The sequence below is a fragment of the Streptomyces sp. CB02980 genome, assembly GCF_014451325.2.
Lineage (GTDB): Bacteria > Actinomycetota > Actinomycetes > Streptomycetales > Streptomycetaceae > Streptomyces.
On sequence record NZ_JACSCH020000013.1, the window covers coordinates 223,691 to 242,899 of the forward strand.

Below are 19,209 nucleotides of genomic sequence, written 5' to 3' on the forward strand. Positions count from 1 at the left end.
ATGCTCCGGATGTATCGCGACACCCTCTCCCTGCTCGGTCCCGCCCTGCCGGTCGTCTCCTTCCTCGGCCGGCTGCCCACCGCCATGTGCCAGCTGGGCAGCCTGCTCCTGGTCGCCGAGACGAGCGGCTCCCTCGCCACGGCCGGCCTGGCGGGCGGGGCGCTCGCGGCGGGGCAGACCGTCGGCGGGCCCGTCATCGGACGGCTCACCGACCGGCACGGCCAGCGCGGGGTCGTCCTCGCGGCCTCCCTCGCCAATGCCGTGGCCGTCACCGCCCTGGTCCTCGCCGCGCTCGCCCACGCCCCCACGGCCTGGCTGATGGTCCTCGGCGGGCTCGCCGGGGCGACCGTCCCCCAGGTCGGGCCGCTCGCCAGGACCCGCTCGGTGGCCCTCGCCCGCCGCTCCGGCGCCGACGACCGGACCGTCGGCACGGTGCTCTCCTTCGAGGGCACCCTCGACGAGGTGTCCTTCGTCCTCGGCCCGGCGTTCGTCGGCCTCGCCGCCGCCCTCGCCCACCCGGCGGCCGCGCTCCTCCTGGCGGCCCTCCTGCTCGCCGTCTTCGGTACGGCCTTCGCCCTCCACCCGACGGCGCGGGCCACCCTTCCGGAGCCGTCGGCGTCCACCCGTACGGGCGCCGCCGAACGGACGCGGCTGCCGGGATCCGCGTACGCCCTGCGCGGCACGATGGTCCTCCAGGGCGCCATGTTCGGTGCCTCGCAGGCCGGGATCACCGCGCTCACCGAGGAGCTCGGCGCGCCCGCCCAGGCCGGTCTCGTCTACGCCGCGATGGGGGTCATGAGCGCCGCCGTCGGTCTCTCCATGGCGGCCGTGCCCGCCCGGATCGGGCTGACGACCCGCTGGCGCGCGGCGACCGCGGCGCTGGTCGTCCTCTCCGTACCGCTGCTGTTCGCCGGCTCCCTCGGCGCCCTGTACGCGGTCGTCGTCGTCCTCGGCGCCGCCTACGCCCCGCACCTGATCACCGTCTTCGGGCTCACCGAGCGGACCGTGCCGGCCGCCCGGCTCGCCGAGTCCATGGCCTTCCTCACCAGCGGGGTCGTGGCCGGTCAGGCCCTCGCCCTGGCCGTCTCGGGCCGGCTCGCCGAAGGCCACGGCGCCCCCGCCGCCTTCGCGGTGGCGGTGGGGGCGGCCGTGGCCTGCGCGCTGCTGTCCTGGACGGTACGGGCGGCGGTGCCCGGTCCCGTACCGGAACTCAGGCCGGCCGGCGCAGAACGGTCAGGCTGAGCGGCGCGAGGGTCACCCGCTCGCCGCCCACGAGTTCCGGGCCCTCCTGCGGTGGCATGCCCTCCGGATCGGAGGTGTCCACCACCGTGCGCCAGCGGGTCCCGTGGCTGTCGGGGACAGCGAACTCCAGCGCCTTCGACGAGGCGTTGAACATCAGCAGGAAGGAGTCGTCGGCGATCCGCTCGCCCTGGGTGCCCGGCTCCGAGATGGCGTTGCCGTTGAGGAAGACGGTCAGCGCCTGGGCGTGCGCCGCCTGCCAGTCGCGGGACGTCATCTCCTCGCCCTCGGGCGTGAACCAGGCGATGTCGGTGAGCTCGTCGTGGGTGCCCTCCACCGGCCGCCCGTGGAAGAAGCGGCGGCGCCGGAAGACCGGATGGTCCCGGCGCAGCCGCACCATCGCCCGGGTGAAGCGGAGCAGCGTGGCCTCCGCCTCGCTGTTCTCCTTCGGCCAGCGCACCCAGGACACCTCGTTGTCCTGGCAGTACGCGTTGTTGTTGCCGCCCTGGGTGCGCCCGAACTCGTCGCCGTGACTGAGCATCGGCACGCCCTGCGAAAGCATCAGGGTGGCAAGGAAGTTACGGGTCTGGCGGGCGCGCAGCTCGGCGATCCCGACGTCCTCGCTCTCGCCCTCCGTGCCGCAGTTCCAGGAGCGGTTGTAGCTCTCGCCGTCCCGGTTGCCCTCGCCGTTCGCCTCGTTGTGCTTGTCGTTGTACGAGACGAGGTCCCGCAGGGTGAAACCGTCGTGGCAGGTCACGAAGTTGACCGAGGCGAGCGGCCGCCGCCCGTCGTCCTGGTAGAGGTCGGAGGAGCCGGTCAGCCGGGAGGCGAACTCGGCGAGGGTGCGCGGCTCGCCCCGCCACAGGTCCCGTACGCAGTCCCGGTACTTGCCGTTCCACTCGGTCCACAGCGGCGGGAAGTTGCCCACCTGGTAGCCGCCCTCGCCGACGTCCCAGGGCTCGGCGATCAGCTTCACCTGGCTGACCACCGGGTCCTGCTGCACCAGGTCGAAGAACGAGGACAGCCGGTCCACCTCGTGGAACTGGCGGGCCAGAGTGGCCGCCAGGTCGAAGCGGAAACCGTCCACGTGCATCTCGGTGACCCAGTACCGCAGGCTGTCCATGATGAGCTGGAGCACGTGCGGGGAGCGCATGAGCAGCGAGTTCCCCGTGCCGGTGGTGTCCAGGTAGTAGCGGGGGTCGTCCGCGAGCCGGTAGTACGAGGGGTTGTCCAGGCCCCGCATGGAGAGCGTCGGGCCCAGGTGGTTGCCCTCGGCGGTGTGGTTGTAGACCACGTCGAGGATGACCTCGATGCCCGCCTGGTGCAGCGCCCGTACCGCCGACTTGAACTCCAGGACCTGCTGGCCCCGGTCGCCCCAGGACGCGTAGGCGTTGTGCGGGGCGAAGAAGCCGATCGTGTTGTAGCCCCAGTAGTTGGAGAGCCCCGCGTCGACCAGCCGGTGGTCGTTCACGAACTGGTGAACGGGCATCAGTTCGAGGGCCGTGACGCCCAGTGCCTTGAGGTGCCCGATCACCGACGGATGCGCAAGACCCGCGTACGTCCCGCGCAGCTCCTCCGGCAGGTCCGGATGGAGCATCGTCAGGCCCTTCACATGGGCCTCGTAGATCACCGTGTGGTGGTATTCGGTGCGCGGCCGCCGGTCGTCGCCCCAGTCGAAGTACGGGTTGACCACGACCGAGGTCATCGTGTGCGGGCCCGAGTCCAGGTCGTTGCGCGCGTCCGGCTTCCCGAAGGGATAGCCGTACACCGCCTCGCCCCACGCGACCTGCCCCGACACCGCGCGCGCGTAGGGGTCGACGAGCAGCTTCGCCGCGTTGCAGCGGAGCCCGCGCTCCGGGGCGTACGGGCCGTGCACCCGGAACCCGTACCGCTGACCGGGCATCACACCCGGCAGATAGGCATGCCGCACGAACGCGTCGGTCTCGCGCAGCTCCACCGCCGTCTCCGAGCCGTCGTCGTGGAGCAGACACAGCTCGATCCTGTGGGCGGCCTCCGAGAAGACCGCGAAGTTGGTTCCCGCTCCGTCATACGTGGCGCCCAAGGGGTACGCCTGTCCCGGCCAGACCTGCATGGATACGACTCTTCCTCTTCTGTCCGGGTTTTATAGCTGTTCTTCGGCCGAATCCTGCCCGAAAGAGGCGCAACCTCCTAGGACTTCGCCCCGTCCTACCGGGTGACCGCACACCTAGAGGGGGAATGAGGGGGAAGTGTGTACGAAATAGCGCGCCGCCACCTGGGGAAGGTGGTGGCGGGAGCGGCCATGGCGGTGACGGGGACCGCCGTCGCGGTCGCGATCAGCCTGCCGGGCGCGGCGGGAGCGGACGACACGCCGGGCGGCCGCGCCGCCGTCGGTGCGGGGGCGGCCGGAACCGCGGGATCGACCGGAGCCTCCGGTGCGACCGGACAGCAGGGCACGGACGGAACGCAGGGCGGCGACGCGCAGGCACAGGGCACCGCGCCCCCGCCGGCGACCGTGGCCCCCGCGGCGGCCGAGGGGGAGAAGGGCGTGGGCAGCGACCCGCTCACCGACGACGAGCTCGCCCGGGCCGAGACGCTGGCGCTGACCCCGCCCGCCGCCGCCCAGCAGAACGTCGAGGGCGGCCGGGGACCCCAGCACCTGGGCACCGGCCTCGCCGACCCGCTGCCGGGGGACGGCACGCGCCGCGCCGAGGTCCGCTTCTACGACTACGGGCGGGACGAGCTCATCACCCGGACCGTCAACCTCGCCACGGGGAAGGTCGAGAAGTCCGCCGTACAGCGCGGGGTCCAGCCCTCCGCCCACCCCGAGGAGCTGCGCGAGGCCCTGGAGCTGATCCTCGCGAGCCCGCTCGGCAAGGGCGTCAAGGAGGACTACAAGGACGCCACCGGCAAGGAGCTCACCTCCACCGGCCAGTTGTGGTTCAACGGCGACCTCTACCGGACCTACCGCGAGGCGAACGTGCCCGCGCAGCTGACCCGTTGCGGCGAGCACCGCTGTGTACGGCTCGTCACCAAGGTCCTCAACGGGGCCTGGATCGACACCCGCGACCTGATCGTCGACCTCTCCGCGAGGACCGTCACCCGCGTCGGCTGACCACCGCCGCCGGTCCTCTCCCGCCGTCCCTCGCGGACGGCGGGCCGATCTCCGTACGAGGGAGTACGTCCCCATGTCCACCCCGCACAGCCCGTCCACCCGGCGAAAGCGGCGCACGCGCGGCGCCGTCCTGACCGCGGCCGTCCTGCTCGGCACCGCGACCGCCGCCACCGGCCCGGCGACCGGGGCCACCGCGGCCCCCGCGCCGGCCCCGACGCGCACCCCCGTGGTGCCGCCGCCGGCCCCGACGCGCACGCCCGTCCCGCCCGAGGCCGACTGCTCCAACGCCTACCGCATCACGCAGAAGCTCGACGGCGGCGCCACCTGGCGCATGTGCTGGCGCTACGACACCGACGCCGGGCTCACGCTCGACAAGGTGACCTACCAGCCGCCCGGCGCGGCCGCCCCGATCAAGGTCCTCGCCAGCGCCCGGCTCGCCCAGATCCACGTGCCCTACGACGACGGGGTGGCCGAGTACGACGACCTCACCGGCGCGGGCTTCGGCTGGGGCCTGCAGAACCTCAAGCCGGCCGAGTGCCCCGGCGGCACCCTCACCACGGTCAAGGTGCCCGAGGTCGGCCAGATCAAGGGTCTGTGCACCACCACGCGGGCGCGTGGCCACGCCTACCGCATGGCCAGCGACACCGGCAGCAAGGTCTACCAGGCGCAGGCCAAGGACCTGCTCGTCTACACGGTGAACAAGGTCGGCTGGTACGAGTACATTTCCGAATGGCGGTTCTCCGCCGACGGGACCATCGGCGCCAACGTCGGTGCCACCGGAAGCCTCTCGCCCGTCGACTACAACGCCACCGACGGCCGCGGCTGGCCCATCGGCAAGGGCTCCCGCGCCTACGCCACCAGCCACGCCCACAACGTCTTCTGGAAGCTCGACTTCGGTCTCGACGGCTCCACCAAGGACCGCGTCGAGCAGTTCGACTCCACCGTCACCGCGCCCGCCCCGGGCGGCGGCGGACCGACCGTGAAGACCAAGCGCACCGTCGTCACGAAGGAGCTCGCCGGCGACGCCAGGAACATGCGCTGGTGGCGGGTGGTCAGCGGCACCGGCAAGAACGCCGACGGCCACGCCCGCTCGTACGAGATCGTCCCCGGCCACACCGACACCCACGCGGGGCGCGGCTTCACCAAGCACGACGTGTACTTCACGCAGGCGCGTCCCTGCGAGAAGTTCGCGAGCAACAACATCGGCGGCTGCGCGCCCAACGCCGGTGACAGCGTGGACAAATGGGTCAACGGCGAGACCCTGACCAAGCCGTCCGTCTGGGTCAACATCGGGTTCCACCACATCGCCCGGGACGAGGACCAGCAGCCCATGCCGGTCCACTGGCAGGGCTTCCAGCTCGCCCCCAGGGACGTAACCGCTATGAATCCGCTCACTCCGTCCGATCTCGCCTCCCAGAACGGCCAGCCCGATCTGGGGAGTTGAGGAAGGAGCCTGACGATCCTGCTGCACCGCCTCCCGCTCGCGGAGTACCCTTCCTTGATCGTTGTCGGACCGGTCGACACGGGCGTCCAGGAGCAGAAGGCGGTGCGCGGGTGAGCTCGGGAGGTCTGGAGCTGCCCCCAGGGGATGCGGGTCAGGAGAAGGGTCCCGCCGGCCCCGCCGAGGCCCCGCCGGGCGCGGTCGCGCCGCCGGGCGCCGTGCCGCCCGGCACGGTCACCGTGGCCCGGCCGGTGGAGATAGGCGCCGAGATCGACTGGGACGCCGAGGCCTGGAGCGAGGTCCGCACCCGCGCCCAGCGCGCCGGACGGGCCTACATCTGGCTGAACCTCGTCGAGCAGCGGCTCCGCGCCGTGGTCGCCGCCGTCCTGCGGCCCGTGTACGAACCCGTGCACGGCGAGGAGTGGGTGGTGGCCGCGGCGGGCCCGGCCGGCCAGGAGTGGGTGCAGCGGGCGGTCGCCGTGCGCGAGGTGTCGCGCCGCAAGGGCTATCTGCTCGACCCGGCCGACGACAACGTCCTCAGCTTCCTCACGCTGCCGCAGCTGCGTGAGCTGATGGTGCAGCACTGGCCGTGCTTCGAGCCCTACTTCGACGACCGGCGGGAGGTCGAGCTCGCCCTCGACGAGCTGGAGGTCACGCGCAACGTGGTCTCCCGCAACCGGGCGCTCTCGCTGACCGTCCTCGCCCAGTCGGAACGGGCCTCGGCCCGCATCCTGGAGATCCTCGGCAGCGGCGCCGGGGTGCCCTCCGCCGACCGGCTGCCCGTGGACGCGGTCGAGGACCTCGTCGGGGACCGGTACGCGGACGTGGTCTCCGTCCACCCCGACCGGGTCCGGCTCCAGCGGCAGCTGCCGGCCGAGGACCTCTTCGGCGGGGCCCGTCGCCTCGACGCCACCGGCATAGGTCTCAATCTGCTCGTGCAGAACTTCTCGGGGCGCCGTATGGTCCGGCTCGCCGAGTCCGGCTGCCGGACCCGGCTCCTCTTCCTCAACCCCGCGAGCAGCGCGGTGAAGCGCCGTGAGCGCGAACTGGGCCTCAAGAAGGGCGAGCTGAGCCGCTCGGTGGAGATGAACATCCTCCACATGCGCCGGGTCCGCTCCAAGCTCCGCGACCCGGGCGCCTTCCAGATCCACGTCTTCGACGAGACGCCCCGCTTCACCGCCTATCTGGTGGACGGCGACGGACCGGACGGGGTCGGCGTCGTGCAGTCCTATCTGCGCCGGGCCCGGGGCATGGAGGCACCGGTCCTCGTCCTGCGCGGCGGCGGGCGGAACGTGGTGCGGCACGGCCAGGGCATCCGTGACGGCGATCACGGACTTTTCGAGACATACCGGGAGGAATTCGAGTCCGTCTGGCTCGACTCCCGGCCCGTCTCCTGACCCTTCGACGGGGGAGGCCGGGGGCGTTGTCAGTGGTGCGTGCGAGGGTGGTCAGCACCACGGGGGAGATCACGTAAGGAGGACCCGATGGCTTGGCACGGCGAGACGCTGGTCGGCTTCGACCTGGAGACGACCGGCACCGAACCGCTGGAGGCCCGGATCGTGACGGCCTCGATCATCGAGGTCGACGGCGGGGGACACGTCGCACGACGGCGGGACTGGCTCGCCGACCCGGGCATCCGCATCCCGGAACAGGCCTCCGCGATCCACGGCATCAGCACCGAGCGGGCGGCCGCCGAGGGCCGGCCGGTGCGCGAGGTCGCCGACGAGATCGCGAAGGCCCTCGCCGAGTACTGGGAGGACGGCGTCCCGGTCGTCGCGTACAACGCCTCCTTCGACCTGACGCTGCTCTCCGCCGAGCTGCGCCGGCACGGACTGCCCTCGCTCAGCGAGCGGCTCGGCGGCGTCCCCATCGGGCCCGTCGTCGACCCGTACACCATCGACCGGGCCGTCGACCGCTACCGGCGCGGCAAGCGGAACCTGGAAGCGGTCTGCGGGGAGTACGGGGTGGTGCTCGAAGCCGCCCACCAGGCCGCCGCCGACGCGCTCGCCGCCGTCCGGGTCGCCGTCGCGATAGCCGAGCGGCACCGCCAGGTCGCCGAACTGCACCCGGCCGAGCTCCATGAGCGGCAGATCGGCTGGTACCGCGCCTGGGCCGAGAACTTCCAGGACTTCCTGCGCCGCAAGGGCGACGCGGAGGCGGTCGTCGACTCCACGTGGCCCCTGCGCGAGGCGGTCGCGGCGGCTGTGTAGTACGCCGCCGCCCCTTACGCGTTCTCCTTGAGGAAGGAGAGCAGCAGGTCGTTCACCCTGTCCGGCTGATCCAGCGGGAACCAGTGGCCCGCGTCCTCCACGCGCTCGTAGCGCCAGGGGCCGGCGACGTGTTCGCCGGTGTCCACCATCTGCCGCTCGTCGAGGAACCGGTCGCCGGTGGACCAGACGCCCATGGCCGGGACGGACAGCGGGGGAAGCACCGGGGGCACGGCCAGCTGGGTCTCGATGGACAACCCCGACCGGTAGATCTGGAGGGCGGCGGTCAGCCCGCCCGGAGCGCGCAACGGCTCCAGGACAGCCTCCGCCTCCGCGTGGTCGTCGAGCATCTCGCGCAGACGCGCGAAGTCCTCGCGGGAGAGCCACTCCTCGGCGAGTCCCTCGTGCTGGAACATCGACAGGTGCCACAGGCGCTGCCGCTGCCCCCAGCCCGCGGCGAGGATCGCCGCGAGGTTGCCCACCGACATGAGGGTCGCGCTTGCCACCCGGTCGGGTACGACCTGCGCGATGCCCTGCGCCAGTCCCGAGCCCCAGTCGTGGCCGACCAGGTGGAACCGGTCGACCTCCAGCCGGGCCAGCAGCTCCAGCAGATCGCCGACGTGCTTGGCCGGGTGGTACGCCTCCGGACCGCCCTCCGGACGGTCCGAGGCGCCGAAGCCCCGCAGCGTCGGGGCGACCGTCATGAACCCGGCCGCGTTGAGCGCCGGGATCTGATGGCGCCACAGACGGTGGCTGTCGGGGAAGCCGTGCACGAGCAGCACGGCCGGTCCCTCGCCGCTCACCTCGACGTCGAGCGTCACCTCGGACAGTTCCACGCGCATCCCAACACCCCGTTCTCGGAACCCGGTTCGGTCAGGAACCCATGATGTCAGAACGGGTACCAGCGGACCTCGGGGTCGCCGTCCCGCAGCGAGGCCACCCGCCGCTCGAATTCGGCCAGAGCCTTCGGGTTCGTCGGCGCGTGCTGCGCCACCCACGCACAGCTCGCGGTCTCCCGCGCCCCGCGCAGCACCGCGCACCCCTCCCACTCCCGCACGTCCCAGCCGTACGCCTCGGTGAAGGCCTCGTACGCGGCCGGGTCCAGGCCGTACCGGTCCCGGGAGAGGGCGAGCACCACGAGGTCGTGCTCGCGCAGATCCGAGGAGAAGGTCTCCAGGTCCACCAGGACCGGGCCGTCGGGGCCGACATGGACGTTCCGGGGAAGCGCGTCGCCGTGGATCGGGCCCGGCGTCAGGTGCGGCGTCAGCGCGGCCGCCGCCGGGGCGAAGGCATCGCGCCGCTCCCGCAGGAAGGCCGCGTCCGCCGGGTCGATCGCGTCGCCCGCGAGCCGCAGCCACCGCTCGACCCCGCCGAGCAGCTCACGGCGCGGCAGCGTGAAGGCCGCCGGCTCCGGCAGCGCGTGGATCCGCCGGAGCAGCGGGGCCAGATCACGGGGCTCCGCGGGCCGTACGGCCTCGGGCAGCCGGTGCCAGAAGGTGAGCGGGTGCCCCTCGATCAGCCGCGGCTTCTCCTCGGCCGCCCGCACCGCCGGGACCTCCGCGTCGGCCAGCCAGGCGGCCAGCGCCAGCTCCCGCTCCGCCCGCTCGAACAGCTCGGCGTCCCGGCCCACCTTCACGGCGAGATCGCCCACGGCGAAGACCGCGTTCTCCCCGAGGGCCAGCAGCCGCGCCTCCGCGACCGGCAACCCCGCCGCGGCCAGGATCTCCCGCGCCCGCGCCTCGTCCATCGACCTCTCCCTACCTGTGTGATTGAGCCAAAGTCTCCCATCCGCGCAGCTCACCGCGCAGATCGCCTTGACCGCCCCCCGGGCCGTCAGCACCATGGCGGGGTTCCCCCGGCGGTACGGGTCGCCCGGCCGGAGTCCGGGGAAAGGCGGACGGGGGTCGAATCGGTGAGCTCGCTGACCGCGACGAAGCGGCCGGGCCGGACGCGCGCACCGCGCGCCGCCCACGGGACACGCCCGCGCGGCCCCGACTTCGGCGCCTGGTTCCTGGTGCTCCCGGCGCTGCTGCCGATCCTGGTCCTCAGCGTCGGCCCGCTGCTCTACGGCATCGCGCTCGCCTTCACGGACGCCCAGTCCGGCCGCACCCGGGCCACCGGCTGGGTGGGCACGCTCAACTTCCAGGACCTGCTGCACGACACCCTGTTCTGGGACTCGTTCCGCATCGGAGTGGTCTGGGCGGTCGGGGTCACCGTCCCCCAGTTCCTGCTCGCCCTCGGCCTCGCCCTCCTGCTAAACCAGAAGCTCCGCTTCCGCTGGCTGGCGCGGGCCCTCGCCATCATTCCCTGGGCGATGCCCGAGGTCGTCGTCGGCATCATGTGGCGGCTCGTCTACAACCCCGACGCCGGCATCCTCAACGAGACGATCCGGAACCTGGGCCTCGGCGAGGGCCGCGACTGGCTCTCCGGACTCGCCACCGCGCTCCCCGCCGTCGTCCTCGTCGGCGTCTGGGCCGGGATGCCGCAGACCACCGTCGCCCTGCTCGCCGGACTCCAGAACACCCCGCACGAACTCCACGAGGCCGCCGCCCTCGACGGCGCCGGAGCCTGGCGCCGCTTCCGCGTCGTCACCTGGCCCGCGCTCAGACCGGTCGCCCTCTCCATCACCGCCCTCAACCTCATCTGGAACGTCAACTCCTTCGCCCTGGTCTATGTGCTGACCAACGGCGGACCGGGCGGCCGGACCCGGCTCCCCATGCTCTTCGCCTACGAAGAGGCCTTCCGTTACGGGCAGTTCGGCTATGCCGCCGCGATGGGCTGTGTGATGATCGCCGCCGTCTCGGTGCTCATCGCCCTCTCCCTCGTACGACGGCTGAAAGGGGACCAGGACCGGTGAGCGCCCTCCGGACGAGCAGACCCGCGCGAATCGGCCAGTACGCGGCCCTCCTCGCGTATCTGGTCTTCCTCGCCTTCCCCTTCCTCTGGCTGGTCTCCACCGCCTTCAAGCCCGCCCCCGAGCTCGCCTCGCTGCACCCCACCTGGATCCCGAAGGACCCCACGCTCGCCAACTTCCGGCAGGCCTTCGACGAGCAGCCGCTGCTCAGGGCCGCCGGGAACAGCCTGGCCGCCGCGGTCGCCGCCGCAGTGATCGCGGTGGCCGTCGCGACCCCGCTGGCCTATGTGACGGCCCGCCACCGGGGCAGGCTCGCCTCGGCCGCGACCGGCTGGGTGGTGATCAGCCAGGCGTTCCCGTTCGTGCTCGTGATCATCCCGCTCTTCCTGATCCTCAAGAACCTCCACCTCGTGAACAGCGTGTTCGGCCTCGTCCTGGTCTACGTGGTCTGGTCGCTGCCCTTCGCCCTCTGGATGCTGATGGGGTACGTCCGGGCCGTCCCCGCCGAACTGGAGGAGGCCGCCGCCGTCGACGGCGCGGGCCGGCTCCGTACCCTCGTCTCGGTCACCGCCCCGCTGCTCGTCCCCGGCATCGTCGCCACCGCCCTCTTCGCCTTCGTCACCGCGTGGAACGAGTTCTTCTTCGCGCTCGTCCTGCTCAAGACCCCGGAGAAGCAGACGCTGCCGGTCGTCCTCACCCACTTCCTCGGCGCCGAGGGCGTCGCCGACCTCGGCCCGCTGGCCGCCGCGGCCTTCCTCGCCACGCTGCCCTCCCTCGTCGTCTTCGGCTTCCTCCAGCGACGGATCACCGGCGGGATGCTGGCCGGGGCGGTGAAGTCATGAGACGACGGATCCTCACCCTCACCGCCGCACTCGCCCTGCTCGTCACCGGCTGCACGGCGGGGAACGACGCCCCCGAGGACGGGGTCGTACGGCTCCGCTTCCAGTCCCTCGCCTGGCAGAAGGAGTCCGTCGACGCCAACCGGCAGCTGGTGAAGGAGTGGAACGCCACCCACCCCGACGTCCAGATCGACTACGTCCAGGGCAGCTGGGACTCCGTCCACGACCAGCTCCTCACCTCCTTCGAGGGCGGCGAGGCGCCCGACATCATCCACGACGCCTCCGACGACCTCGCCGACTTCGCCTACGGCGGCGACCTCGCCGACCTCCGCCCCCTGCTGCCCGAACGGCTCCGCGCCGACATCCCCGCCCGCAGCTGGGAGACCACCACCTTCGGCGAGGGGATCTACGGGGTGCCGTTCCTCCAGGAACCGCGCGTGATCATCGCCAACCGGAAGATCCTCGATTCCTCCGGCGTCCGCCTCCCCACCCCGGAGAAACCCTGGACCTGGACCGAGTTCCGGCAGGTCACCCAGGACCTCACCCGCACCATGGGCTCCGGCCGGTACGCCGTCGCCTGGCCGCTCAAGGAGCCCGTCTCCGTCAGCCTCAACCTGGGGCTCTCGGCGGGCGGGCAGCTGTTCCACCGGGAGGCCGACGGCCGGGTGACCATCCGCTCCACCGAGGCCGACGCCGTCGTCCCCGGCACGATCCACGACCAGGTCGTCACCGACCGCACCGCCCCGCGCACCACACTCGGCAGCGGCGGCTCCGACACCCTCCCCGGCTTCTTCGCCGGCAAGTACGCCATGGTCCCGCTGGGTTTCGCCTACCGGCAGCAGATCGCCCAACAGGCCCCGAAGGGCTTCGAGTGGACGGTCCTGCCCGCCCCCGCCGGAGACGCGGGGCTCACCCAGGGCGTCTCCCCGCAGACCCTGTCGATCGCCGAGGACAGTCCGTACAAGAAGGAGGCGGCCGCGTTCCTCGACTTCTTCCTGCGCCCGGAGAACATGGTGCGGCTCGCACGCGGCGACTGGATGCTGCCCACCGGCACGACCGCGCTCGCCGACCCCTCGCTCCACACCGCCCGGGACGGCTGGGCGACGGGGGCCGCGGTGGCCGAACGGCTGCGGCCCGCGCCGGCGCAGTCGGTGCGCGGCTACCCGGAGTGGAAGGACAAGGTGGCGACGCCCGCGTTCCAGGAGTACTACAGCGGCGCCATCGACGGCGCCGAGCTGCGCAGACGCCTGGTGACGGACGGCAATCGGGTGCTCGCCCGCTATCAGCGCAAATGATGCGTTCACCAGGGGTTCGGCATTACGAAAGTTTGTTGAATAAATCACAGATGGGTGAAGGGTCTTCTCGCGGATCCCCCTGATCGGACAGTGTTCGAACCGGCCACCGCGCCGCCCCCCACGAGGCGCGGTGGTCCGCCTAGATTTGACCCATGACGAAGAAGACGTACGCGGCCCTGCTCCGCGGCATCAACGTGAGCGGACACCGCAAGGTCCCCATGGCGGAGCTCCGGCCCCTCATCGAAGGTCTCGGGCACACGAACGTCCGCACCTACCTCCAGAGCGGGAACGCCGTCTTCACCACCGACTCCGGCGCCGGGGAGGACGAGCTCACCACCGCACTCGAAGACGCGATCGAGGAGCGGTTCGGCTTCCGCGTCGACTGCCTCGTCCGCGGCGGCGACTATCTGGCGGCGGTGGCCGAGGACTGCCCCTTTCCGGCCGCCGAGCTCGAGGGCAAGCAGCTCCACGCCATCTACTACTCCGGGCCGGTGGACCCCGAGCGCTTCGCCTCGATCGACCGCGAGGCCTATCTCCCCGAGGACTTCGCCCTCGGCGACCGCGTGCTCTACCTCTATGTCCCCGACGGCCTGGGGAGGTCCAGGCTCGGCGACGTGGTCTCCCGCCCGGCCGTCGTGAAGGGACTCGTCGCCACCGCCCGGAACTGGAACACCGTGGTCAAGCTCATCGAGATGACCACGGAGGGCTGATCGCGAAGTGGCCCAGTCCCCGTGTGTGTGATTGGACCACTGGGGCAGGCCATTGGCTGGCTAGATTCCTCGGTATGACGACCACCGAGACCGCCCCCCGCCCCGCCGTCGACTTCTACTTCGACCCCGTCTGCCCCTTCGCCTGGATCACCTCCCGGTGGATCCTGGAGGTCGAGCGCGAGCGGGACATCGACCTCCGCTTCAAGGTCATGAGCCTGTACCTGCACAACGAGGGCAACACCCTGCCCGACTGGTACCGCGAACTCGTCGACGCCTCGACCGGACCGGTCAGAGTCGCCGCGGCGGCCGCCGAGCGGCACGGCGAGGAGATCCTGCGTCCGCTCTACACCGCGTACGGAACCCGCATCCACGAACAGAAGCGGCAGGACTTCGACGCGGTCGCCGCCGAGTCGCTTGCCGAGCTCGGCCTGCCCGCCGAACTCGCCGGGGCCGCCCACGACCCGGCGTACGACGAGGCCGTCCGCCGCAGCCACGACGCCGGCAAGGACCCCGACGCCGACGCGTACATCGGCACCCCCACGATCCACGTCGACGGCACCGTGTGGTTCGGCCCGGTGCTGCGTGCCGTCCCGCGCGGCGAGCACGCGGCCGAACTCTTCGACAGCTTCCGGGTCCTCGCCAACCACCCGGACCTCTTCGAACTGAAGCGGACCCGCACGGGCGGCCTCGACTTCAGCTAGGGGAGAGTCCGGCGGAACATGGCGGGGGGCCTGCCTCCCGGCGAGCGGAAGACAGGCCCCGGGCGGGACCGGCGCCGTCGTGGGCCGGTCGCCGCCGATCGCGCTCTTACCTGGCGAAGCCGTAGTCCAGCAGCTTCTTGACGTCGGTCGCCCGGTTCGCCTCGCTCGGGGAGGCGAGCACCGCGCCGATGACCGTCTTGCTGCCGCGGGTGGCCGCGAAGACGAGGCAGTACTTGGCCTGCGGACCCGAACCGGTCTTCACACCGATGGCGCCGCTGTAGGTGCTCAGGAGCTTGTTCGTGTTGCTCCACGACATGTACCGGTAACCGCCGGTCTTCGTGGTCACCTTCTGCTTCGTGGACTTCGTCTTGACCACGGCGCGGAACGTGGAGTTCTTCATCGCACTGCTCGCGAGCTTCGTCAGATCGCGCGGAGTGGAGTAGTTGCTCCCATTGCTTATTCCGTCGAACGAGTCGAAGTGGGTGTTGCGCATACCGAGGTTCCTGGCCTCGGTGTTCATCTTCCCGATGAACGACTTGATCCGGGCGGCCCGCGTGGTGCCGGTGCCGAACTTGTCGGCCAGCGCGTAGGCCGCGTCGCAACCCGACGGCAGCATCAGGCCGTAGAGGAGCTGTCGGACCGTCACCTTGTCGCCGACGATGAGCCGGGCGGACGAGGCGTTCTTGGAGACGATGTAGTCGCTGTACGCCTTCTGGACGGTGACCTTGGCGTCGAGGTTCAGGCCGCGCTGGGCCAGGACCACCTTCGCGGTCATGATCTTCGTGGTCGAACCGGTCGACCGACGGGTGTCGGCGGCCTTCCCGAACAGCGTGGTGCCCGTCCCGTTGTTCATGACGAAGCCGCCCTTGGCGGTGATCGACGGGGCGGGCGGCGCGGCGTACGCCTGGCCCGTGAAGAGGCCGCCGGCCAGTACGGCCGAGGCCGTGATCGTGACGGTCACGGCTCTGCGTACGCCGAGTGTCGAAGTGATCAAAGTCTTCTGCCCTTGGTAGGAACCGATGTCATCCGGGCCCGCAATGACCCGGCGCACAGAAGACGCACGAGAGGGGCCGATGGATGCACGGTGCGGGCATGAAGTTGCTCGCATCCGTCGACCGGCCGAATTGTCGGACTGGTTCCCGGGGAGTTCTCAAGCCGAGTGGGCCACGGCGACGCGGGCCGCGTGGGCGGCGTCGTAGCGCTCGAGGAGCAGCCGGGCCAATTCCGGGGAGGGGCCCAGGACATCCGCCAGGACGTCCGCCTCCGCCGCGCCCGCCGCGATGCGGTCCGGGAGCCGGCCGGGGGCGATGACGTACGGGGCGACGGCCACCCGGCGGACGCCCGGCTCGGCCCGCAGGGCCCGGACGGCGTCCTCCGTGCGGGGGACGCCCCCGGCAACCACAGCGGAGGCGAACGCGGGCCGCACGGAGCACCAACCGGTGCGCCGCAGCTCCCGCGCCGTTTCTGCGATCACCGCGATCGCCTCCGGGTCGGTGGAGCCCGCCGAGGCCAGGACGACCCCGGTCGCGCTCTTGTCGCCGGGCGTGAGCCCGGCCTCGTACAGCCGCCGCTCCACCGCCGCGACGAGCAGCGGCGAGGGTCCCAGGACCTCCGCCTGGCGCATCCGCAGGGACGGCGGCGCCTGGCGGAGTACGGCGGGGATGTCGGCCTTCGCGTGGAAGGCCCGGGTCAGCAGCAGCGGCAGCGCCACCACGTCCCGTACGCCGTCGGCGGCGAGCCGGTCGAGCACCCCCGGCACCGACGGCAGGTTGAAGTCCAGGAACGCCGTCTCCACCCGCAGCCCCGGCCGCAGCGCACCGGCCCGGCGCACCAGCGCCTGGACGGTCGCCGCGTGCCGCGGATCGCGGCTGCCGTGGGCGATGACGAGAAGGACCGGTCGGTTCATGGCGGATCGGCTCACTTCACCAGCAGGCCGCGGCTGCGGAGCACCCAGCGCTCCAGCGGGCTGAAGATCAGCAGGTCGATCGCGATGCCGACGACCAGGATCAGCAGGATCGCCAGGAACACGCCGGGCAGGTCGATGTTGTTGCGGCCGTTCTCCAGCAACTGGCCCAGGCCCAGGCCCAGATCCGGGGAGGAGGCGATGATCTCGGCGGCCATCAGCGAGCGCCAGGAGAAGGCCCAGCCCTGCTTCAGACCGGCCAGGTAGCCGGGCAGCGCCGCCGGAAGGGTCACGTGCCAGGTGCCCCGCAGGCCGGTGGCGCCCATGGTGCGGCCGGCCCGCAGGAACAGCGGCGGGACCTGGTCGACGCCGGAGACCAGACCGTTGGCGATGGACGGGACGGCGCCCAGCAGGATCACCGTGAACATCATCGCGTCGTTCAGGCCGAACCAGAGCACGGCCGGCGGCACCCACGCCACCGAGGGCAGCGACTGCAGACCCGACAGGATCGGGCCGATCGCGGCGCGCACGAACTTCACCCGGGCGACGAGCAGGCCCAGCGGGGTGCCGATGGCGAGGGCCAGCAGGAAGCCGGCCAGGCCCCGGGACACGCTGGTCCAGATGACCTCGAGCAGCGTGCCCTGCAGCCACATGTCGGTCAGGCCGTCCCACACCGCGGACGGCGCGGGCAGCTTGGTCTCCTCGGTGATCTTCGCGGAGACGAGGATCTGCCAGACGGCGAGGACCAGGAGGACGGCGAGGGTGGGCGGGAGGACCTTCTTGAGGAGGACCTCCCGGACCGGGGTGCGGCGGATCTCGACCGCGTCCAGGGCGTCGAGTCCGGCCTCCAGACCGGCGAGGTCGTCCTTCTTGACCGTCGCGGCGGTGTCAGTGCTGGCCATGGCGGCGGATCTCCCCACGCAGGTGTTCAGTGATCTCAAGGGACAGCTCGGCCACGTCCGCGTCCTCGATGCGGCGCGGCTGCTCGATGCCCACGGTCCATTCCTTCGCGACCCGGCCGGGGCGCGAGGAGAGGAGGACCACCCGCTGCGCGAGGCGTACGGCCTCGCGCACGTTGTGGGTGACGAAGAGGACCGAGAGGTTGGTCTCCTCCCAGATACGGGTGAGCTCGCCGTGCAGCACGTCACGGGTGATGGCGTCCAGGGCCGCGAACGGCTCGTCCATCAGCAGCAGCTGGCTGTCCTGGGCCAGCGCCCGGGCGAGGGCCACGCGCTGCCGCATGCCGCCGGACAGCTCGTGCACCCGCTTCCCGTACGCGCCGCCGAGCCGGACCAGTTCGAGCAGCCGCTCGGCCTCCGGCCTGCGCTCGGCCTTGGACACCCCGCGCAGCCGCAGGGCCAGTTCGATGTTCTTGCCCGCGGTCAGCCACGGGAAGAGGGCGTGCTCCTGGAACATCAGGGCCGGCCGGCCGCCCGGGGTCGCGATGGACCCCTGGGTCGGCCGGTCGAGTCCCGCGACCAGGTTCAGCAGGGTGGACTTGCCGCACCCCGAGGCCCCCAGGATGGTGACGAACTCGCCGGGCGCGACGTCGAGACTGACGTCGTCCAGGACGAGCTGGGTACCGGCCGGGCCGGAGAAGGACTTCGAGACGTGCTCGATCCGGGCGGCGTGCGTCTGCTCCGCTACGGTGCCCTCGGCAGCCTTGGCGAACGTCGTGGCCATGGTCGTCACCTCCTGGGGTTACGGATTCGCGGTCTGTTTCGTCGGCTCGGCGCGGTTACTTGACGCCGAGACCGGCGTCGGAGACCTCGGGCTCGCCTGCGGCCTTCAGCACCTTGTTGAGGAGCTTCAGGTCGTAGATGCCGGACAGCTCGGGCTGCTTGATCAGCTGGGCCTTGACCGCCCACTCGGACTGGGTCTTCAGCGTCGCGGCCAGCGGGTCGTTGGTGATCGCGATGCTCGGCCACGCCGGGTCGATGACCTTGGCGTCCAGCGCCTTGCCGCCGAGGGACTTCAGCGCCGCGTTGGCGGCCGCCTTCGCCTTGTCCGGGTTGGCGTTGATCCACTCGTTGGTCTTCACCGTGCCCGTCAGCACGGCCTCGACCACGTCCGGGTGCTCCGTGAGGAACTTCTGCGACACGATGATGTTCGTGATCACGAACTTCTTGTCGGGCCACAGGGCGGTCTCGTCGAGGAGGACCTTGCCGCCCTGGGAGACCAGCTTGGAGGCGGTCGGCTCGGGCACCCAGGCGCCGTCGATGGAGCCGGACTTGAAGGCGTCCGGGGTCACCTTGTTGTCCGTGCGGACGACGGAGACGTCACCCTTGCCGGACTCCGGGTCGACCTTCCAGCCCTTCTCCGCGATCCAGTTGAGGAGCGCGACGTCCTGCGTGTTCCCCTTCTGAGGGGTGGCGATCCGCTTGCCCTTGAGGTCGTCCAGGGTCTTGATCTTGTCCGGGTTCACGACCAGCTTGACGCCGCCGGAGGCAGAGCCGGAGATGATCCGCAGGTTCGTGCCCTTGGACTTGACGTACGCGTTGATGGACGGCGAGGGGCCGATGAAGCCGATGTCGAGGGAGCCGCCGTTGAGCGCCTCGATCTCGGACGGGCCGGCGTTGAAGGTCTGCGGCTTCAGCGTGGTGCCGCCCAGCTCCTTCTGGATCAGGCCGTCCTTGACGCCGATCAGCGCGGTCGCGTGGGTGAGGTTGGGGAAGTACCCGAGCCGTACGGTGTCGGCGGAGAGCTTCTTGCCCTCGGCGGCCACCTTCTTCTCGTCGTTCTTGGCGTCGGAGCCGTAGCCGCAGGAGGCGAGCGCGCCGATCAGCAGCGGCAGGGCGGCAGCGGCGGCGAGGCCGCGGCGCAGGGTGGTACGGGTGGTGGCAGGCACGGGAGGTTTTCCCCTCGATTCAGCGTTTTCGAAGTCTGCGTCTATGTCGTTCGGGGTGGAGCGGGTGGAGCGGGGTCG

At 71.5% G+C, this 19,209-nt stretch carries 18 protein-coding genes; 10 read left to right on the forward strand and 8 right to left on the reverse strand.

Going from position 1 to position 19,209, the window contains the following annotated elements; all coding sequences use genetic code 11:
• Positions 1–9 precede the first annotated feature (9 nt).
• Positions 10–1,242 carry an MFS transporter gene (locus E0F75_RS26185; RefSeq protein ID WP_229313329.1) on the forward strand — a complete coding sequence of 411 codons (1,233 nt, stop codon included), beginning with the start codon at positions 10–12 and terminating at the stop codon, positions 1,240–1,242.
• On the opposite strand, the gene glgX is transcribed toward E0F75_RS26185, so the two are convergent.
• Positions 1,211–3,331 carry a glycogen debranching protein GlgX gene (gene glgX, locus E0F75_RS26190; protein ID WP_229313209.1) on the reverse strand — a complete coding sequence of 707 codons (2,121 nt, stop codon included), beginning with the start codon at positions 3,329–3,331 and terminating at the stop codon, positions 1,211–1,213. The two genes, E0F75_RS26185 and glgX, sit on opposite strands and share 32 nt — an antisense overlap.
• Positions 3,332–3,520: 189 nt before the next feature.
• Between glgX and E0F75_RS26195 the strand changes: the two genes are divergently transcribed.
• The 4 genes from E0F75_RS26195 to E0F75_RS26210 all read left to right on the forward strand — a co-directional run bounded on the left by E0F75_RS26195 (position 3,521) and on the right by E0F75_RS26210 (position 7,984).
• Complete coding sequence (locus E0F75_RS26195; RefSeq protein WP_267499599.1) at positions 3,521–4,333, forward strand: Tat pathway signal sequence domain protein; 813 nt, start codon at positions 3,521–3,523, stop codon at positions 4,331–4,333.
• A gap of 73 nt (positions 4,334–4,406) precedes the next feature.
• Positions 4,407–5,777 (forward strand): copper amine oxidase, encoded by a 1,371-nt coding sequence (locus tag E0F75_RS26200; RefSeq protein WP_229313213.1) that lies wholly within the window; start codon positions 4,407–4,409, stop codon positions 5,775–5,777.
• A 110-nt stretch (positions 5,778–5,887) separates the two neighbouring features.
• The gene (locus E0F75_RS26205; protein ID WP_229313215.1) at positions 5,888–7,171 is read left to right on the forward strand and encodes an SAV2148 family HEPN domain-containing protein; all 1,284 of its coding nucleotides are present in this window, start codon (positions 5,888–5,890) and stop codon (positions 7,169–7,171) included.
• An 87-nt stretch (positions 7,172–7,258) separates the two neighbouring features.
• Positions 7,259–7,984, forward strand: a complete 726-nt coding sequence (locus E0F75_RS26210) for a 3'-5' exonuclease (RefSeq protein WP_229313217.1) — start codon at positions 7,259–7,261, stop codon at positions 7,982–7,984.
• Between the two features lie 14 nt (positions 7,985–7,998).
• Here the strand turns inward: E0F75_RS26210 and E0F75_RS26215 are convergent, their stop codons facing one another.
• The gene (locus tag E0F75_RS26215; protein ID WP_229313219.1) at positions 7,999–8,823 is read right to left on the reverse strand and encodes an alpha/beta fold hydrolase; all 825 of its coding nucleotides are present in this window, start codon (positions 8,821–8,823) and stop codon (positions 7,999–8,001) included.
• Positions 8,824–8,870: 47 nt separating this feature from the next.
• The gene (locus tag E0F75_RS26220) at positions 8,871–9,728 is read right to left on the reverse strand and encodes an aminoglycoside phosphotransferase family protein (protein ID WP_229313221.1); all 858 of its coding nucleotides are present in this window, start codon (positions 9,726–9,728) and stop codon (positions 8,871–8,873) included.
• 165 nt (positions 9,729–9,893) lie between these two features.
• Between E0F75_RS26220 and E0F75_RS26225 the strand changes: the two genes are divergently transcribed.
• From E0F75_RS26225 to E0F75_RS26245, 5 genes are all read left to right on the forward strand, one after another.
• The gene (locus tag E0F75_RS26225; RefSeq protein ID WP_229313223.1) at positions 9,894–10,838 is read left to right on the forward strand and encodes a carbohydrate ABC transporter permease; all 945 of its coding nucleotides are present in this window, start codon (positions 9,894–9,896) and stop codon (positions 10,836–10,838) included.
• Positions 10,835–11,677, forward strand: coding sequence for a carbohydrate ABC transporter permease (locus tag E0F75_RS26230; protein ID WP_229313225.1), 843 nt, complete (start codon positions 10,835–10,837; stop codon positions 11,675–11,677). Before E0F75_RS26225 ends, E0F75_RS26230 begins: the two co-directional genes overlap by 4 nt.
• On the forward strand, positions 11,674–12,969 hold the full coding sequence (locus E0F75_RS26235; protein WP_229313227.1) for an ABC transporter substrate-binding protein: 1,296 nt from the start codon (positions 11,674–11,676) through the stop codon (positions 12,967–12,969). The genes E0F75_RS26230 and E0F75_RS26235 overlap by 4 nt, the downstream gene beginning before the upstream one ends.
• Before the next feature lie 152 nt (positions 12,970–13,121).
• Complete coding sequence (locus E0F75_RS26240; RefSeq protein WP_229313229.1) at positions 13,122–13,679, forward strand: DUF1697 domain-containing protein; 558 nt, start codon at positions 13,122–13,124, stop codon at positions 13,677–13,679.
• Between the two features lie 74 nt (positions 13,680–13,753).
• Positions 13,754–14,380: a DsbA family protein gene (locus E0F75_RS26245; protein WP_229313231.1), complete on the forward strand. Its 627-nt coding sequence runs from the start codon at positions 13,754–13,756 to the stop codon at positions 14,378–14,380.
• A 106-nt stretch (positions 14,381–14,486) separates the two neighbouring features.
• Here the strand turns inward: E0F75_RS26245 and E0F75_RS26250 are convergent, their stop codons facing one another.
• From E0F75_RS26250 to E0F75_RS26270, 5 genes are all read right to left on the reverse strand, one after another.
• Positions 14,487–15,341 carry a D-alanyl-D-alanine carboxypeptidase family protein gene (locus E0F75_RS26250; RefSeq protein WP_229313233.1) on the reverse strand — a complete coding sequence of 285 codons (855 nt, stop codon included), beginning with the start codon at positions 15,339–15,341 and terminating at the stop codon, positions 14,487–14,489.
• A gap of 189 nt (positions 15,342–15,530) precedes the next feature.
• Positions 15,531–16,286 (reverse strand): sirohydrochlorin chelatase, encoded by a 756-nt coding sequence (locus tag E0F75_RS26255; RefSeq protein WP_229313234.1) that lies wholly within the window; start codon positions 16,284–16,286, stop codon positions 15,531–15,533.
• A gap of 11 nt (positions 16,287–16,297) precedes the next feature.
• On the reverse strand, positions 16,298–17,185 hold the full coding sequence (locus E0F75_RS26260; protein ID WP_229313235.1) for an ABC transporter permease: 888 nt from the start codon (positions 17,183–17,185) through the stop codon (positions 16,298–16,300).
• Positions 17,172–17,966, reverse strand: a complete 795-nt coding sequence (locus E0F75_RS26265; protein WP_229313237.1) for an ABC transporter ATP-binding protein — start codon at positions 17,964–17,966, stop codon at positions 17,172–17,174. Before E0F75_RS26265 ends, E0F75_RS26260 begins: the two co-directional genes overlap by 14 nt.
• A gap of 55 nt (positions 17,967–18,021) precedes the next feature.
• Positions 18,022–19,131, reverse strand: a complete 1,110-nt coding sequence (locus E0F75_RS26270; protein WP_229313239.1) for an ABC transporter substrate-binding protein — start codon at positions 19,129–19,131, stop codon at positions 18,022–18,024.
• Between the last annotated feature and the right edge of the window lie 78 nt (positions 19,132–19,209).

Coding starts and splice junctions, on each gene's coding strand:
- E0F75_RS26185 (WP_229313329.1), top strand. CDS start 10: ATGTATCGCGACACCCTCTCCCTGCTCGGTCCCGCCCTGCCGGTCGTC.
- glgX (WP_229313209.1), bottom strand. CDS start 3,331: ATGCAGGTCTGGCCGGGACAGGCGTACCCCTTGGGCGCCACGTATGAC.
- E0F75_RS26195 (WP_267499599.1), top strand. CDS start 3,521: ATGGCGGTGACGGGGACCGCCGTCGCGGTCGCGATCAGCCTGCCGGGC.
- E0F75_RS26200 (WP_229313213.1), top strand. CDS start 4,407: ATGTCCACCCCGCACAGCCCGTCCACCCGGCGAAAGCGGCGCACGCGC.
- E0F75_RS26210 (WP_229313217.1), top strand. CDS start 7,259: ATGGCTTGGCACGGCGAGACGCTGGTCGGCTTCGACCTGGAGACGACC.
- E0F75_RS26215 (WP_229313219.1), bottom strand. CDS start 8,823: ATGCGCGTGGAACTGTCCGAGGTGACGCTCGACGTCGAGGTGAGCGGC.
- E0F75_RS26220 (WP_229313221.1), bottom strand. CDS start 9,728: ATGGACGAGGCGCGGGCGCGGGAGATCCTGGCCGCGGCGGGGTTGCCG.
- E0F75_RS26235 (WP_229313227.1), top strand. CDS start 11,674: ATGAGACGACGGATCCTCACCCTCACCGCCGCACTCGCCCTGCTCGTC.
- E0F75_RS26240 (WP_229313229.1), top strand. CDS start 13,122: ATGACGAAGAAGACGTACGCGGCCCTGCTCCGCGGCATCAACGTGAGC.
- E0F75_RS26245 (WP_229313231.1), top strand. CDS start 13,754: ATGACGACCACCGAGACCGCCCCCCGCCCCGCCGTCGACTTCTACTTC.
- E0F75_RS26255 (WP_229313234.1), bottom strand. CDS start 16,286: ATGAACCGACCGGTCCTTCTCGTCATCGCCCACGGCAGCCGCGATCCG.
- E0F75_RS26260 (WP_229313235.1), bottom strand. CDS start 17,185: ATGGCCAGCACTGACACCGCCGCGACGGTCAAGAAGGACGACCTCGCC.
- E0F75_RS26265 (WP_229313237.1), bottom strand. CDS start 17,966: ATGGCCACGACGTTCGCCAAGGCTGCCGAGGGCACCGTAGCGGAGCAG.